Source organism: Desulforegula conservatrix Mb1Pa (genome assembly GCF_000426225.1).
GTDB classification, from domain to species: Bacteria; Desulfobacterota; Desulfobacteria; order Desulfobacterales; family Desulforegulaceae; genus Desulforegula; species Desulforegula conservatrix.
Genome location: NZ_AUEY01000004.1, coordinates 62,713 through 79,531, shown reverse-complemented (window position 1 = coordinate 79,531; position 16,819 = coordinate 62,713). Strand labels below are relative to the sequence as shown.

Here is a 16,819-nt window from a genome sequence, read left to right as displayed (position 1 = left end):
TTATATGCAATCGGAAAAATACCTCTTTAAAAATCCAAATTCGGAAATTTAAAATCACATATCCTGCTCTTCTTCATACATACTTTTAAGGGTCTCCTTATACGTTTCGATATAAAGAGGCCTTTTTTCTTCAGGAATTCCGCGGGCGTCCAGGCATCTTGTAAAAACATCTTCAACATTCAGATCATCGAGGGTTTCTTCTTCATCCATGCGGCTGATGATGCGGTCGATGATGCGTTTGTTTCTGATTTTTCTTACTTCTATTTCAGAGCCAGCCACAGCTTCGTCAATGCTTTCCCGAAGGTTTGCGGCAATGTCTTCGCCTGTGTATTCTATCTCGAGCCAAGCCTTGCTTGATGATGTTTTCAGCTCTTTGATCTTTCCCGTAATGCTGTCAAGATCCCCTGAGATTTTTATAAGCTTCTGAAACGTCGGAACGGGTTGAATAGATATCTTGGGGACATTATTTTCCGATTCATTTTTTTCAAATTCAACAAGTACAACGCTTTTTTTCTGGTTTGCTTCTCCGTAGCCCATGGGAATTGGCGAGCCGCAGTACCTCATGTTTTCGGAATCACCTGTTTTCTGGGGAACGTGAAGATGGCCGAGGGCTATATAATCAATAAACGAGGGGAATATATCCCTTCCGACATGGGCAAGGGAGCCGACATAAAGCTCGCGCACTCCGTCTCCATCGACTGTTTTTCCTCCGGCAGTGAAAAGATGACCCATGGCCACAATTGGGATATTGCCTGCTTCTTTCTGCTTTTCACGGGCTATCTGGCAGACATCGCCATAATGATCCTTTATGCCCTGAACCAACTTAATATTTTTATCCTCAATACTTTCACCTGCTTCGACTGTTCTGATGTCCCTGTCTCTTAAGTATGGAACAGCGCAGACAATCAGCTCAGACTTGCCTGCCGGATCTTTAAGGACAAGAACCTCATCCTCTAAGTTTTCCGGGGCAGATCCTGTTACATGGACATTAAGAACACGAAGCAGTTCTTTAGGCGCATTCAGAAAGGAAGGGGAATCATGGTTCCCAGCTATAACGACCACATGGCGGCAGCATGACAAAGACACCCTACAAAGGAATCTGTAATAAATCTCCTGGGCTCTGTTGCTGGGTGTGCTTGTATCAAAAATGTCACCTGCTACGAGAAGCACATCTATGTTTTCTTTTTCAATAAGCTCAGCGAGCCAGTCTAAAAAGGCCTCGAATTCGTTGTAGCGTTTTCTTCCGTATAGTGTTCGGCCGATGTGCCAGTCAGAGGTATGAATGATTTTCATGGTTTTGGCCTGTTTTTGAATCCTATTTATGGATTTGGATCATGAATGTGATCTGGTGCCAGAAAATTCAATAAACATATTAACGATTCATTAAAAAGTCCAGAAAGGCCTTTCCTTGCTTGGAATTCTTTATCTGGAAAGTTTGCCTAAAGGGATTTAATTTTGTAAGCAGGGTAAGATATTTGAGTATTCTAATTAAAATATTGAACAATATTTGAGTTAACGGGCTGGGGAAATATATGGCTTCGCTTGATTTTGAGAATTAAAAAAATCAGTTTAGAGACTTTTATGATTTTAATCATAATTTGCTTGAAGATGCCAAGAATTCATTTGTCACCCTCGTGAATACGCTCGTTACCCACTCAGGACACATAGCAGTTTCAAAGGTTGAGGGCAGGGTAAAAAACAAGGAAGAGTGCATCAAGAAATTTAATCAAAAATACAGAACCGAGCTGGAGGCCATTTCCCAAGCATATTCTATCAAGGATCATATCTCAGACTTAATCGGCCTGAGGATTGTTTGTCTGTAAGAAGATGATATTGCGAAAATAGGCAAGGCTCTTAGTGGGCTTTTCGATGTCATAGAAATCACAAATAAAATCGTTCTCCTTGAAAATACAGAAGGCTCTTTATTCTGTGGCGCAAGTAGTAGTCTTTATAAAGGGTAAGAGCGCAATAAGTATAGCAAGGAACTATGGTGGCCGGAAAAAGAATTTTACCGGCCAGAATTTTTTGGCAAGAGGCTATGATGTATCGACAGTTGGCAAAGATGAGCTGTCGGTTCGAGAGTATATTAAAAAACAGGAACACGAGGAACGCAGAATTGAACAATTAAGACTATTTGATTAATCACCTTTAGGTGATCCCCATTTTTTACCGCTTTGAGCGGTTCAGAATCCCATGCCACCGGCTTTGCCGGTGGTCGGTGCTTATCCGATTCGTTTATCAATAGGTCAGACTCCTACGCTGAAGTATGGAAGCCAGTACAAAAACTCCACAGCTTTATTATCTGTTTGAAATAGGACTGGAATAAGTATGCCTTCATAATAAGGCATTCGAGTGGCGGCTTTGTAAAAGGTCTTTTAGATTACCCTTATAATCTCCGACCTTTTACTAAGCCGTCAATCCTCTACCAGATCAGGGATTTGAATACCCAGCCAGTGTCGCCGTCAGAATGACGGACTTTGTACCAGTCTTTTTTTGTTTCCAAAACAAGAAACGGGACTCCTTTGCCAGCGGTGAATAAAACCGGATATTCCTTTCCTGGTCCTTTTCTAATATTGCTTTTGCGGTTTTTGGTAACAATCGTTTTGTCATTGCTCAGGAGGGGTTTGTAAACCCATCCATCATAACCTTCAAAATCCCTGAAATGGATCCATTTGTCATTGGTGTCAAGGACTTGTAATGGATAGTATTTTTCAGCCTTCCAAAGAATCTCATGGTTTGTTCCTGGTCCTGATCTGACGTTGATTTTATCTTTTTGAACACTGAGTCTTTGTTCTGAAAACGATAAAATAGGCGTGGATAAAAGAGTTACAGAAAAAATAACTGTTGCTAAAAATGTTTTTTTCATATGAGATACCTCCTTTTTTTTATTCCGCAACAGCGGAAGATTTAAAACAAAGCTGATTTTATAGCATGTCAGACATATGAGACAAAACCATTTATGAATATTTTTTAAATTTATGATTTTTTATGATGATAACTATTTGAAATAATAATATAAAAAATGACATATGTGTTATACATGTAGTCATTATAATAAAATGAAATAGATGGCTTTTTTTACCTTGAGAGCGTTATGGACTGCCTTTTCTATAATACGGATCAAGAACGGCTTATCATGAGGCATACTCGATCTGATTGTTGATAAATACAAACCTCTCATTATATAAACTAACTAAAAAATAATCGAAAAAGATCAACTTTAAATCAAGGAGATTGAAATGCGCCGGATTATCATGTTTTTTTTTGCTATGTTGACTGCTGTCGGTTCTGCAAGTGCGGACGAAACGGCAAAGGGTTTAGATTTATTCAACAAGGCAGTGCTTTCGTTTGAAACAGTTAATGACTACACATGCACATTCCATAAAAAAGAAATGGTCAATGGAGAGATAATAACTTCAAAATCTGATCTGAAAGTAAAAAAACCGTTTTCCATATTCTATAAAGAATTTGTCGGATCGAACAAGGACATAGCCTGTGTATATATCGAAGGCCAGAATGACAATATGATGGCAACAAGAAATACGGGTATTCTGGGTCTTGTGACCGTAAGCCTTGATCCCACAGGCTTCGTGGCAATGAAAGGCAACAGACATCCAATTACTCATATTGGTATTGGGTACATCCTTTCATCTGCGTCAAAAGATATTGCAAGGGCCAGAAAAAACAAAGATGCTGTATTTACATATGAAGGCGTATCTGAAATTTATGGAAGAAAAGCCCATCAGATCAAGACCGTATACCCTGAAAATAAAGGGTATTACGCTCATATAGTTCAGCTGTGGTATGATGACGAAACAGGACTTCCTCTTAAAATATCGATGCTTGACTGGAAAAATGAATTTATGGAGGAATACGGCTATGAGAATCTCAAGATCAACGTGGGCCTGACTGACAAGGATTTCAGCATTTAAATATAAATATTGCAGGAAATAAGTTGCGGATGATTTTGCGACCCGCTGGCACTCCTGATTACTTTACTCTTGATTTGAAATTAAATTATTCAAACCAGTCTTTCCCCCATATTTATACCACGAAATAAAAAAAGCTGTACCGCCCGAAGGCGATACAGCTTTATAAATGCTTATTATGGATTCATCGATTAGCCGATGAATGCATCTTCAGGCATATCCATAGCTGCTGTAGAAACTGCCATGGTTCCGATCATTTTGCCCATTGCTGTTGGAAGCATGTGCTCAATGAAGAAACGAGCGCCGATAACCTGACCTTCGTAGTATGCCTTATCTTTCTTGGAAGCTTTTTCGATCTTAGGCTGAGCAACTGATGCTCTCCAGAGATGGAGCCATGACATAATAACGTCACCGGCTACTTCACAGAAAGGAGTAGCGTTAGCGAAAGCAGAAAGAACTTTTTCGCTCATTGCAGCGCCACCAAGGGTCATTGCAACTTCACCAAACTTGTTAACTGCTTTCTGAACTTTTTCAGCCATATCTTCAAGGCCAGCAGCCTTAGCAGCAGCGATGGTCTTGTTTACTTCGCCAAGAAGATCCATGAGAGGCTTGCCCTTCTTCATGCCGAGCTTACGACCAAGAAGGTCCATAGCCTGGATGCCGTTGGTACCTTCGTAGATTGCTGTGATGATACAGTCACGAAGGAGCTGAGCCTGAGGATATTCTTCGATGAAACCGTAACCACCGTAGATCTGGATACCGGTTCTTGCAACTTCACAGCCCTTATCGGTGCAGTACGCTTTTGCGATAGGAGTGATGATTTCGATAAGACCGTTCCACTTCGCCTTGTCATCTTCATTGGCTGCGGTGTTAACCATGTCAAAGCACCAGCCGAGATAGTAGATAAGAGAGCGCATACCTTCAACATAGGTCTTCATCATAAGAAGGTTACGACGAACGTCCGGATGCTGGATTATTGGCACTGGGGTGATGTTCTTTTCAAGAACTGCCTTGATAAGATCCGGACCCTGCTTACGCTCTTTAGCGTAGTTAACCGCATTCATGTAAGAATGGGTAGCAAAGCCATGACCCTGAAGAGCAACGCCCTGACGCGCTTCATTCATCATGAGGAACATGGTTCTCATGCCCTTGTTCTTGTCGCCGATGAGGTAGCCGCGGCATTTGCCCTTGCTTCCGAAAGCGATTGAACAGGTAGCGTTGCCATGGATACCCATTTTGTGTTCAACACCGGTGATTGTTACGTCATTGTCTTCACCGATTGAACCGTCATCGTTTACCCAGAGCTTTGGAACGATGAAGAGAGAAATACCAGGAGTACCAGGAACGCTTGATCCGTCTGGCTCGATGATACGAGCAAGAACAGGATGAATTACGTTTGGAACCATATCAGAGTCACCGCCGGAGATGAAAATCTTGTTACCAACGATGTTGTATGTTCCGTCTGCATTGAGGGTAGCTACTGACTCAAGAGCACCAACGTCAGAACCTGCGTTTGCTTCGGTGAGACACATTGTGCCGCCCCACTCGCCGGTGTAAAGTTTCTTGAGATAGAGTTCCTTCTGCTTTTCAGAACCTACGCTTGCGATGATGTTGCCGCAACCGTGTGTAAGGCCTGGGTACATGAGGAATGCGCAGTTTGCGCCGGTGAACATTTCACCGCAAGCCATTGCAAGAACGTGTGGCATGCCCTGTCCGCCGTACTCAGGATCATCACACATTGCTACCCACTCACCTTCGCAGTATTTTTTGTAAGGCTTGTGGAATGAAGGTGGAACTTTTACCTGGCCATTTTCAAGTGTAACGCCTTCTTTGTCACCAGGTACCATGGTGGGAAGGATTTCCTTGATTGCGAACTCTCTTGCTGCTGTAAGAGTCATGTCCATGGTTTTTTTGTTGAAAGCAGCATAGTCTTCATGCTTTGAAATCTGTGATGCTTCGAACATTTCATGGAGAACGAAGTCCTGGTCCCTGCGGTCAGCGATCTGCTGTGCCATCTGAATATCTCCTTAAAGTGGCTTAAGTTTGATTCCTTTGAGCCGGAGTTGAATCACCCCGGCCAGTTCCATTATAAAAATATTAAAATAAAAAGGACGAACCTTTTTTGAAAACTATATCCTGCATATATAGTTTTATTGCCTAATTTGGTGTTGCAAAAAAAGATTTCCGTTTGATAGTGAACTCCTTGAATATCTGAAAACACCGGTACCGGATAAAATCCTTAAATGGCATGGACTTTTTTTAATTTTTTACGAGACCATCGAGTAATTATTTTGCATACAATCAACAGTCGTTTATATTTATAAGTTTTAAGTCTGTAAACCTAAAATTGCATAGTATTACAAATTATTGTCAGAACTTATTCCGTGGGTGAATATATCGAGCACTGTTTTAATGAAGGCGTCCAGCGCATCCGGTTCGCCAGCTTCCTCGGTAAGCCAGAACCAGGCAATGGAGGTCATTATTCCTGTGAACATGACCGCCATCTGGTGAGCTGAATATGGCTTGAATTCTTTTTTTTCTATGCCTTCTTCAAAGAGCTCCTGGAAAAGAGCTATTAGTCTGTCATGGAGTTTGTTGATTTTTTTGTTCAGACTTGGGGTAAGGGCTCCATCAATATTGCTTCTTTCAGACACATATATACGGATGAAATTCTGGTTGCCCTGGCAGAATTTTGCACATGCCCTGAGGCTGTCCATGAGTCTCAGGCTTGGCTGAATGTCCCGGTTCTTTGTTATGTCAATCAGGATATCTCCGAGTTCCAGCCCTTTGGTGAAAACAAGATCATGGTAGATCTGTTCTTTGCCTGAAAAGAATTTGTATATTGTTCCGAGCGGATATTCGGAAGCCTGGCTTATCTGGGCCATTGTTGTTCCGTGATATCCTCCGGCTGCGAAGACTTTCTCAGCGGCCTTGATTATTTCGGCCTTTTTCAGCTCGTATTCTCTTTCTTTGCGGGACTTCTTTATCACCAGGCACTCCAAGCATGCTAATTTTATGAAATCCGTATTCTATTTGTAAGGACTCTATTGTCAAGTTTTTTTGGTTTTATTTTTTTATAAGCTCAAAAAAAACAAAATGAATACAATGTATTAAGGTCGATTTCGGATGTCAGGCGAGGCCATGGGGTTCCTGGCCTGGCTTTGGCTGTGACAAATATCTGTAATTATTTGCTATCTTCCGAATCTTCCTGCTTGGCTTTATCTTCTTCCTTGGCTGCGTTCTTGAAATTTTTGATGCTTTGCCCGAGGCTTTTGCCTATTTCAGGAAGCTTTCCAGCTCCGAATACGACAAGGACAATAACAAGTATTACTAAAAGTTCTGGAATGCCCAATCCGGCCATTTTTTTTCTCCTGCAAAAGTGAGTTTACTTAAAAAGATTGAACGCTATCATTAGATTTGCTTTTTTGTCAACAGGCCTATTTATTAAAAGCACTTGACTAACAATGGGTTGTGATTAATTTGGTTATAAACTTTTTTAAGGCAACTTCGGACAAAAAGCCGGATGCGCCAGGATGCTCTAATACTTAAGCACCGGCAACTCATTTTTTTACCGGCAGTATTTATCTGAATATCAGGACAATTCCAAGGAAATTGCAGAAATGACAAGACACACACTTAAAAATAAATTTTCAGGCGCAAGCAAATATGTTCTTGATGAAGAACTCGCAAAAATAGTCAATATATCCATGGCTCTGGAGATGCCGCTCCTTCTCAAGGGCGAGCCCGGAACAGGCAAGACCATGCTTGCCCATGCCATAACCGAGAGTCTTGGCATGCCCCTTATCATACTTAATGTAAAATCCAGCATGAAGCTGATCGAGGCCCTTTATCAGTATGATACCCTTACGCGCCTCAATGACAGCCGCTTTGGGGACTCAGGGAAAGATGTCAGCAATATAGAAAACTATATAAGGATGGGAAAGATCGGTCAGTCCTTTACCATGGATGAAAGATGCGTGCTTCTGATTGACGAGATAGACAAGGCTGACACTGATTTTCAGGATGACATGCTTGATGTTCTTGACCAGATGCAGTTTGACATTCTTGAAACAGACCGAACAGTCCGCGCCCAGCACAGGCCTGTCATAATAATCACTTCGAATGCCAAGAAAGACCTCTCAGATCCGTTTTTGGGACGCTGCAATTTCCATCATATTGCCTTTCCTGATCCAAAGATGATGAGAAACATCATAGATGTCCATTTCCCCAAGATGGACGAGACCCTGGCTGAGAATGCCATCAGCACTTTTTACAAGCTGCGTGAGCTTGACGGAATAGAAAAAAAACCTGCTACGCGCGAGCTTATTAACTGGATAAGAGCTCTCAGTGCTGATCCTGATTTCAAGGCAAAGGATCTTGTTAAAGGTGAAGTTCCTTTTCTTGGAATTCTTTTCAAGAAGAGTCCTGATTATACGAGGGTTACTGCGGCTGTTTCAAGACGCAAATTCTAATTTCAGCCTGATAAAAGGCATAAGATATGTTCGTACAATTTTTCTACACACTTAAAGAACTCGGCGTGCCTGTGACTCCGACTGCTTTTCTGACTCTTCAGAAAGCGCTTGGAATGGGGCTTGTCAATTCCATGGATGATTTTTACACAACAGCCAGGGCCGTACTTGTAAAGAGCGAAAGATATTTCGATATCTATGACCAGGTTTTTGCGAGTCATTTCGAAGGAGCAGAGCTTCCTGATATAAAAGGAATTGAGCTTGATGAGATTGTAAAATCCCTCCTCGATGAGTGGCTCAAAAATCCCAAAGACATTGCGGACGCACTCGGAATTGATCCTGAAAAGCTTTCCAAGCTGAGCCCAGACGAATTGATAGAGTATTTCAAGGAAAGGCTGAAAGATCAGGCTGAACGCCATGATGGCGGAAACAGATGGATTGGAACTGGCGGAACGTCTCCTGTTGGTCACTCGGGCTATCATCCTGGCGGTATGAGGGTCGGCGGAGTTTCCCGTAACAAATCAGCTGTCAAGGTGGCCGGAGAGAGGCGCTACAAGGATTATTCAACTGAAGGGCCGCTAACCCAGGCCATGATGGGCGAGGCCATGAAACGCCTTAGAAATATGGTTCCCCACGGCCCCATGGATAAGGTGAATGTGGACAAGACCATATATCACACCATGAAGAATGCCGGGGAAATCGAGATCATATTTGACAGAAGCCTCAGGGACAGGCTCAAAGTGGTTCTCATGATAGACAATGGCGGATGGTCCATGGATCCTTATGTCGACGTTGTTCAGACGCTTTTTGATTATGCCAGATCCCAGTTCAAGGAAATAAAGACCTATTTCTTCCACAACACCATATATGACAAGGTGTGGGAAGATCCTGCCAGATATAAGAAGCCCGTGGCCCTTGATACATTTTCAAGAATGGATCCTGAGACAAGGGTGATAATCCTTGGTGACGCAAGCATGGCGCCCTATGAGCTTATGTCTCCGGGAGGTGCCATTCATATCCAGGACAGAAGTGGCAAGGCCAGCATCGAGCGTCTGAAATTCATATCAGACACATTCAGGCATTCAATATGGCTGAATCCGACTTCTCCATATATGTGGGGTTACACCCACACCGTCGCCGTTATTTCAAGAATATTCCCCATGTTCGAGCTGTCACTTGACGGACTCGAAAAAGCTGTTGCTGAGCTTATGAGGAAAAATTGATACTATTTATGAATTTTGAAGGACGAGGAATTAATCAGGATGCCTCCGGCGGGTCGCTTTTTGAAAAAAGCTTCGCAAAAACTTTATGATTTGTGTTTAAAGTTAGAAATCATAATTCAAAAATATTCATTTTAAAATCATCTGACCGTAGGGTGCTCAAGCCGTAAGGCTTGCGCACCAACAATCTATAGCTTTGGCCCTTGTGTTTGAGTTTTTCAAGGATTGATTTCATAATTTTTAGCGAGAACTGTTAAAATATGTCGGAATTTTTTGAACAGAAATACAGGGTCAGGTATTCCGACGCTGGTGTGTCAGGTTTTCTGCGGCCCTGGATGTTTTTCAATCTGTTTCAGGATGCGGCCAGTGTCCATGCTTTTAATGAAGGTGTATCTGCCCTGCACATGGCTGAAAAGGGCCTGACCTGGGTTGTCAGAGCATATAGTCTTGAAATTAAAAGCTTGCCTGTGTGGAATGAGGAACTTAGGATAAGAACATGGAGATTCCCTTTTAAGAATCTTTACGAGCTTAGATCCTATGAGGTTACAGGAAGCTCAGGTCAGGTTTATGCCTTTGCAAAGAGTGCCTGGATACTTGTGAAAATTGACTCTGGGCAGCCAGTTCGGCTTGGAAAGAATCTTCCTCCTGAACTTCCTTCCGGGCCTCCAATAGACTTCGAGATTCCTGAATTGCCAGCACCAGAATTCGAACCTGAATCAGGAAATGGTTCAGGAGTCATTAATAAAACGAGATTTGAAGTCCATGCATGGGATCTTGATTATAACAGGCATGCCAATAATGCCGTTTTTATCAAGTGGCTCATTGAATCCCTGCCTTCTGATATTACTGAAACTTGGATTAAAAATATTGATGCTGTTTTTATGAAGTCTGCGTATATGGGTAACAGCCTTGATTGCAGCATGAAAAGAAGGAATAATGGACAGGACGAGAGTTTTATCTGCGGAATTTTTTCTCCTGATACGGCCCAGGATATTTTGAAAGCCGAGATCAGATGCTCGCTTACTTCAAAGCCTGTCGGAGCATTTGACCGGAGCATTAACCAGAGCATTAACGAGGCTATCGATCGGGCATCACTCTAAATGCTTCTGGAATATTTCAGTCTGTTTTTACTCAGTTTTGGCGCAGCCACAGTAATTCCCATCGGGAGTGAACCCCTTTTTACATATATGCTTGCATCCGGCGGTGATGCTTCTTCCCTTGTTGCTACTGCTACAATCGGCAACTGGTTCGGCGGACTTACAACCTTTGCCCTCGGATATTTCGGCAAATGGGAAAGAGCCTCAAAAATCCTCAGAATTGATCCTGTGAAGGCAGAAAAATGGAGAAAAAAGGTCGTTGATAAAGGAACCTGGTTTGCGATCTGGTGCTGGACTCCTTTTGTCGGGGATATAATTGCCTTTGCCCTAGGACTTGCAAGGGCTAATCCAATGACCGTATCTGTTTTCATGCTTACAGGTAAATTTCTTCGCTATTTATTCATAGCTCTTACACTTGAAGGTTTCAGCAGGCTTTGAAAAAGAATCAAACCCCCTAAATTTTCAAATATTTTTAACTTCATTCGAAAATTATTCCCCGATTTCATTTTTTGACTGCTTTTTTTTAAAACTCATAATATTGATATTCTCTGTCAATAAAACACTATGAACCATGATGAAACAATGGCTCATTTAAATACTGCTTCATTGAATTTCAGGAGGACTTAATGCCCATCTGCAAAAAGAATCGTAACATATTGATCCTGTCCATTTTTCTTATGCTTTCCCTTGGGTTTGTCCAAGGCTGCAAAAAAGGATCTGATTCGGCGGGTGGAAAAGACGGCGCCGGGAAAAAGGGTGCGGCTCCTGTTGTTGTTGCTGAAGCTTTGACAAAAGATGTGCCTGTTCAGATAACTGCTGTCGGGAATATTCAGGCTTTATCGACTGTAAGCATCAAATCCCAGGTTGAGGGAGAAATAGCGTCTGTTTATTTTAAGGAGGGCCAGGAAGTAAAGGCCGGAGATCCTCTTTTTGGCATTGACGCGAGGATGTACGAGGCTCAGCTCAGGCAGGCCGAGGCAAGTCTTGCCAAGAACAAGGCCCAGCTTGTTAATACAAAAAAACAGCTTGAGCGTTATGCTTCTGTTTTGAGAAAAGGTATTACCGAGGAACAATATGATAATCTTTCAGCAAATGCTGCCTCCCTTGAAGCCAGTATAAAATCAGACGAATCCATGATCGACGCGGCAAAGCTCAGGGTTTCATATTGCTCCATAAAGGCTCCGGTTCCTGGAGTTACAGGCAGTCTCAAGGTCAGCAAGGGCAATATAGTCAAGGCAAATGATAATGACAGGCCGCTTGTGACCATTAACCAGATCAAACCTATTTATGCTGTTTTTTCAGTGCCTGAAAAGAATCTAACAGAAATCAGAAAGCTGATGGCCGAGAAAAAACTTGAGGTGACAGCCCAATTGTCTGATCAGATGTCTGGTCGGGTGTCTTCAAAAGATATTAAACCGGTAAAGGGCAGCCTCGCTTTTATTGAAAACTCTGTGGATGTTGCAACTGGCACAATTCAGATGAAGGCCTCTTTCCCGAATGAAGACGCAGGGCTTTGGCCTGGCCAGTTCGTAAATATCACACTTGGACTTGGAATAAAAAGCGGTGCTGTTACAGTCCCTTCCCAGGCGATTCTTTCAGGCCAGAAAGGCGAATATGTTCTTGTGGTCAAAGAGGATGAAACCGTTGATTTCAGAATTGTAAAACCAGGCTCGACTATAAATGGCGAGACTGTCATCAATGAAGGAGTGACAGCCGGTGAAAAGGTTGTGACAGATGGACAGATGAAAATTGCTCCGGGCGCCAAGGTAAAGATTGCGGACGCTAAAGAAGCATCTGACAAGAAAGACGACGGAAAGAAAAAGCCTGAGGCTGATAAACCCAAATGAGAATTTTTGACCATTGATTTTCATTGCAATGCATTATTCTCAGTGCGGTTGGCTGATCATAAAAACCAAGATTCCGAAAGCAATGACAATCTCATTTTTTAAGCATGTGCCATAATCATAAAGTTTTTGCGGAGCTTTTTTCAAAAAGCGACCCGCCGGAGGCGTTTTTTAATGAACATTCCTGAACTTTTTATAAAAAGGCCTGTCATGACTACGCTGGTCATGATGGCGATACTCATCTTCGGGATAATGGCCTACAGGCTGCTCCCAGTTAGCGAACTTCCCAATGTTGACTTTCCGACCATCCAAGTTTCCGCAAATCTTCCAGGTTCAAGCCCTGAGACAATGGCGTCATCTGTCGCGACTCCGCTTGAAAGGGAATTTACAACCATATCAGGTTTGGATTCCATGTCATCCAGCAGCGCTCTTGGGATTACCCAGATTACGCTTCAGTTTTCTCTGGAAAGGGATCTTGATTCAGCGGCCCAGGACGTTCAGACAGCAATCTCAAAGACTCTCAGACTTCTTCCTGCTGAAATGCCGACGCCTCCTTCTTTCAGAAAAGTAAATCCTGCTGATCAGCCGATAATATATCTTGCCTTAAGTTCCACTGTGCTTCCTCTTTCTGAGGTCAATGAATTTGCTGATACCATGCTTGCCCAGCGCATTTCCATGATAAACGGGGTTGCCCAGGTTCAGATTTACGGTTCCCAGAAGAGGGCTGTCAGGGTTCAGGTCGATCCTGACAAGCTGAACGCGGCAGGGATAGCTCTTGAGGATGTCAGCAAGGCTGTATCTGATAATAACGTGAATCTGCCCACCGGAACTTTTTCCGGGAAAAGCAGGGCGCTTACCATAAAAGCTTCTGGTCAGTTATTAAAGGCAGATGACTACAAATCCGTGATTGTGAGTTATAAAAACGGCTCACCAGTATATTTGAAACAGGTCGCCAGCATCATAGAAAGTGTTGAAAACGACAAGGTCGCAAGCTGGATGGACGGTGACAGGGCGATAGTTCTTGCGGTCCAGAGGCAGCCGGGTACAAATACGGTTGCTGTCGCAGATGCCATTAAAAAACTTATTCCTTCCTTCAAGGCCCAGATTCCGGGAAACGTTGACCTAAAGGTTCTTTACGACCGTTCTGAATCCATCAAGGATTCCATAGAAGATGTAAATTTTACCCTATATCTAAGCATGGTTCTCGTTATTCTGGTAATATTCGTTTTTTTGAGAAACGTATCTGCCACACTTGTTCCAGCCCTTGCGCTTCCGCTTTCAATTGTAGGAACATTTGCCGTCATGCAGCTCATGGGTTACAGTATGGACAACCTTTCAATGATGGCCCTCACTCTTTCCGTGGGATTTGTCGTGGACGACGCCATTGTTATGCTTGAAAACATAGTCAGGCATATGGAAATGGGAAAGGGACGATTAAGGGCCTCACTTGAAGGATCAAAGGAAATCGGGTTCACCATCATTTCCATGACAATATCCCTTGCCGCCGTGTTCATCCCCCTTCTTTTCATGGGCGGGTTGATTGGCCGCCTGTTAAAAGAATTTGCCGTAACAATAAGTGTTGCCATACTTGTTTCAGGATTTGTATCCCTTTCGCTTTCCCCAATGCTTTCAAGCAGGTTTGTCAAACATCACAAGAGTCATCATGAAGGAGAAGAAAAACATGGCCGCATGTTCAGGCTTTTTGAACGCGGATTCGATATTATGCTCGGAGCCTATGAATCGAGCCTGAAATTGGTTATACGCCACAAATTCAGCACGCTTATCATGTCCATAGCCCTCATTTTCATCACAGTCTGGCTTTTCAGAATAACTCCCAAGGACTTTATTCCTAGTCAGGACGTAGGCCAGCTTTATGGTTTTACTGAAGCGATCGAAGGCGCTTCATTTGAATCCATGAAGGAGCATCAGAAAAAGATAGCCGAAATTATACAGAAAGATCCTGGAGTCGAGCACGTCATGTCCAATGTCGGGCCAAGCGGATCAAGAATGACCTCAAATTCAGGCATGGTTCTGCTAAAATTAAAGCCAAGGTCCGAGAGGAAAGACAGCGCGGATGAAATTCTCCAGAGACTAAGACCAAAGCTGGCTGCCGTGCCAGGCATCAAGGTCTTTCTCCAGAATCCGCCTGCAATACGCATTGGAGGCCGTTCAAGCAAAGGGCTTTATCAATATACTCTCCAGGATTCGGACATGAACGAGCTTTTTGCCTGGGCTCCGAAAATAGAGAAAGCAATGCGTGATCTTCCTTCGCTTCAGGATGTGAGCACAGATCTCCAGATAACGAGTCCTCAGATATTGGTGGATATAGACCGTAAAAAAGCCGGATCATTGGGGATTTCAGCAAGACAGATTGAAAACACCCTGTACAGCGCGTTTGGATCGAGGCAGATTTCGACGATTTATTCGCCGTCCAACCAGTATCAGGTAATAATGGAGTTCAACCCTGAATATCAGGCTGATCCTGCTTCCATATCAAAACTCTATGTACGATCCTCAACAGGAAGCCTTGTCCCTCTTGAGACAGTGGCCTCGATAAAGCAGCAGGTTGGGCCTCTTACCGTAAACCACAGCGGACAGCTCCCTTCTGTTACAATCGCTTTCAACCTAAAGCCTGGAAGTGGTCTTGGCCAGGCAGTGAAAGAGATTGAAGGCGCGGTTGATGAACTGAAGGTGCCTGAAGGCATAAGCACGGCGTTCCAGGGTACGGCCCAGCAATTCCAGGAGTCCATGAAAGGAATGTTTATGCTTCTTTTCATGGCCATATTCGTTATTTATATAGTTCTCGGAATTCTTTACGAGAGCTTTATTCACCCCATTACAATTCTTTCCGGCCTTCCATCGGCTGGTGTCGGCGCTCTTCTTACCCTGCTTGTTTTCAAGGTCGATCTGAGCATCTATGCCTTTGTGGGAATAATAATGCTTGTGGGCATAGTAAAGAAAAACGCCATCATGATGATAGACTTTGCGATCTCGGCCCAGAGAAACGAAGGCAAGAATGCCGAAGATTCCATATTTGAAGGCTGCATCATGAGATTCAGACCTATAATGATGACGACCATGGCTGCTCTCATGGGAACGCTTCCTATAGCTCTTGGAATCGGAGCGGGAGCTGAAGCAAGACGTCCGCTTGGACTCGCTGTTGTAGGAGGACTGGTCGTTTCGCAGTTTCTGACCCTTTATATTACGCCTGTCATTTACATTTATCTTGAAAAGGTTCAGGAAAAGGTAAAGGCAATGTATATGAAAAAAAGATGATATTTAAGTAAGGATTCAAGGGCGTGCTTTTAATCAGGTTCATGATATCGAAAGAAAAAATATTGACGATAGCTGCTTTTGCCATGTTTATGCTGACTTTTGCGTCGTCAGCTTTTGCAAAAGATAAAATAATCTGGGTTGATGTCGATGCTCCGCCCTTTTATATTCTTGAAGGAAGCGACAAAGGCAAAGGGGTTGTCGATGAAATAACACTGCTTCTTCAGAAAAATATGCCCCAGTATGACCATGAGCACCGGGTTATAAATCTTTCAAGGCTGATGTATATGATGCGAAACGGGGAGCATGTTTGCCACGCAGCTCTGTTCAGGACAAGCGAACGGGAGGCTGAGGCCCTTTTTTCATCGATTCCTACGGACATTGTGCCGCCTGTTGGTATAACCATAAAAGCTGACAGGAAAGATGACTTCCCTGATCATGATAATTGTTCCCTGGCTGAACTTCTTGAAAAGAAAAAATTGAGGGTGGGTATCGCCGCAGACAGGTCTTATGGAAAACCCCTGGACAATATTCTGAAGAGAAATGAAGGCAGCTCTCTTGTTTATGCAAGGTCAGGCGCTGATATTTATTCCGGGCTGTTAAGGATGCTTCTTGCAGGCCGCATCGATTTCATACTTGGATCTCCTCTTGAGGCCGGGTATATACATAAAAAAATGGATGTCGGTGACTCTGTAATCAATATACCAATCAGGGAAAACATGGAATACACAATGGGCTATGCTGCATGCCCCAAAAATGAATGGGGCAGGGGAGTGATGACCGAGATTGAAAGAATCCTGAAAGAGAGAAGAAATACCGATGAATATCGGGATATCTTTGAAAAATGGCTTGATAAAGGCAGTCTTGATAGATTCAGGAAAGCGTATTCAGCACATTTTTTGAAAGAGTCTTTAACTGAGAATAATAATAGCGATGGCAGAAAATAGCTGCTTATAGAGAAATGGCAAACGACTTTTACGTTATCTT

General features: G+C 43.1%; 14 protein-coding genes and 1 pseudogene. 10 read left to right on the top strand and 5 right to left on the bottom strand.

The features are described from left to right. Window positions 1-54: 54 nt before the first annotated feature. Complete coding sequence (locus K245_RS0103085) at window positions 55-1,293, bottom strand: exonuclease SbcCD subunit D C-terminal domain-containing protein (RefSeq protein ID WP_027358128.1); 1,239 nt, start codon at window positions 1,291-1,293, stop codon at window positions 55-57. Between the two features lie 305 nt (window positions 1,294-1,598). Here K245_RS0103085 and K245_RS26270 point away from each other — a divergent pair, with 305 nt between their 5' ends. Together K245_RS26270 and K245_RS22845 are read left to right on the top strand one after the other, a co-directional pair. Continuing rightward, on the top strand, window positions 1,599-1,823 hold the full coding sequence (locus tag K245_RS26270) for a nucleotidyltransferase family protein (protein WP_027358127.1): 225 nt from the start codon (window positions 1,599-1,601) through the stop codon (window positions 1,821-1,823). Between the two features lie 100 nt (window positions 1,824-1,923). Further along, a pseudogene (locus tag K245_RS22845) lies at window positions 1,924-2,142 on the top strand (transposase); the annotation flags it as partial. 280 nt (window positions 2,143-2,422) lie between these two features. Here K245_RS22845 and K245_RS0103070 read toward each other — a convergent pair. Further along, the gene (locus K245_RS0103070) at window positions 2,423-2,866 is read right to left on the bottom strand and encodes an SH3 domain-containing protein (protein ID WP_035276382.1); all 444 of its coding nucleotides are present in this window, start codon (window positions 2,864-2,866) and stop codon (window positions 2,423-2,425) included. A 388-nt stretch (window positions 2,867-3,254) separates the two neighbouring features. Here K245_RS0103070 and K245_RS0103065 point away from each other — a divergent pair, with 388 nt between their 5' ends. Beyond that, window positions 3,255-3,932: a DUF1571 domain-containing protein gene (locus K245_RS0103065; protein WP_198013815.1), complete on the top strand. Its 678-nt coding sequence runs from the start codon at window positions 3,255-3,257 to the stop codon at window positions 3,930-3,932. A 188-nt stretch (window positions 3,933-4,120) separates the two neighbouring features. Here the strand turns inward: K245_RS0103065 and K245_RS0103060 are convergent, their stop codons facing one another. The 3 genes from K245_RS0103060 to tatA form a co-directional block, all read right to left on the bottom strand. Beyond that, on the bottom strand, window positions 4,121-5,944 hold the full coding sequence (locus K245_RS0103060; RefSeq protein WP_027358124.1) for an acyl-CoA dehydrogenase: 1,824 nt from the start codon (window positions 5,942-5,944) through the stop codon (window positions 4,121-4,123). Window positions 5,945-6,286: 342 nt separating this feature from the next. Next, a complete protein-coding gene (locus tag K245_RS0103055; protein ID WP_035276381.1) occupies window positions 6,287-6,919 on the bottom strand; it encodes a TetR/AcrR family transcriptional regulator in 633 nt (210 codons plus the stop codon). 194 nt (window positions 6,920-7,113) lie between these two features. Continuing rightward, window positions 7,114-7,290: a twin-arginine translocase TatA/TatE family subunit gene (tatA, locus tag K245_RS27150; protein ID WP_084156106.1), complete on the bottom strand. Its 177-nt coding sequence runs from the start codon at window positions 7,288-7,290 to the stop codon at window positions 7,114-7,116. A 259-nt stretch (window positions 7,291-7,549) separates the two neighbouring features. Here tatA and K245_RS0103045 point away from each other — a divergent pair, with 259 nt between their 5' ends. The 7 genes from K245_RS0103045 (at window position 7,550) to K245_RS0103010 (ending at window position 16,779) form a co-directional block, all read left to right on the top strand. Then, complete coding sequence (locus K245_RS0103045; RefSeq protein WP_027358122.1) at window positions 7,550-8,401, top strand: AAA family ATPase; 852 nt, start codon at window positions 7,550-7,552, stop codon at window positions 8,399-8,401. A 26-nt stretch (window positions 8,402-8,427) separates the two neighbouring features. Beyond that, the gene (locus K245_RS0103040; protein WP_027358121.1) at window positions 8,428-9,621 is read left to right on the top strand and encodes a vWA domain-containing protein; all 1,194 of its coding nucleotides are present in this window, start codon (window positions 8,428-8,430) and stop codon (window positions 9,619-9,621) included. Window positions 9,622-9,878: 257 nt separating this feature from the next. Continuing rightward, window positions 9,879-10,718, top strand: coding sequence for an acyl-[acyl-carrier-protein] thioesterase (locus K245_RS0103030; RefSeq protein ID WP_027358120.1), 840 nt, complete (start codon window positions 9,879-9,881; stop codon window positions 10,716-10,718). Then, window positions 10,719-11,153 (top strand): YqaA family protein, encoded by a 435-nt coding sequence (locus K245_RS0103025; protein WP_027358119.1) that lies wholly within the window; start codon window positions 10,719-10,721, stop codon window positions 11,151-11,153. Between the two features lie 188 nt (window positions 11,154-11,341). After that, window positions 11,342-12,562, top strand: coding sequence for an efflux RND transporter periplasmic adaptor subunit (locus K245_RS22840; protein WP_051283821.1), 1,221 nt, complete (start codon window positions 11,342-11,344; stop codon window positions 12,560-12,562). A gap of 171 nt (window positions 12,563-12,733) precedes the next feature. Continuing rightward, complete coding sequence (locus tag K245_RS0103015; protein WP_027358118.1) at window positions 12,734-15,835, top strand: efflux RND transporter permease subunit; 3,102 nt, start codon at window positions 12,734-12,736, stop codon at window positions 15,833-15,835. A gap of 23 nt (window positions 15,836-15,858) precedes the next feature. Then, entirely contained in the window at window positions 15,859-16,779 is a 921-nt protein-coding gene (locus K245_RS0103010; protein WP_027358117.1) for a TIGR02285 family protein, read from the top strand. The last annotated feature ends 40 nt before the right edge of the window (window positions 16,780-16,819 follow it).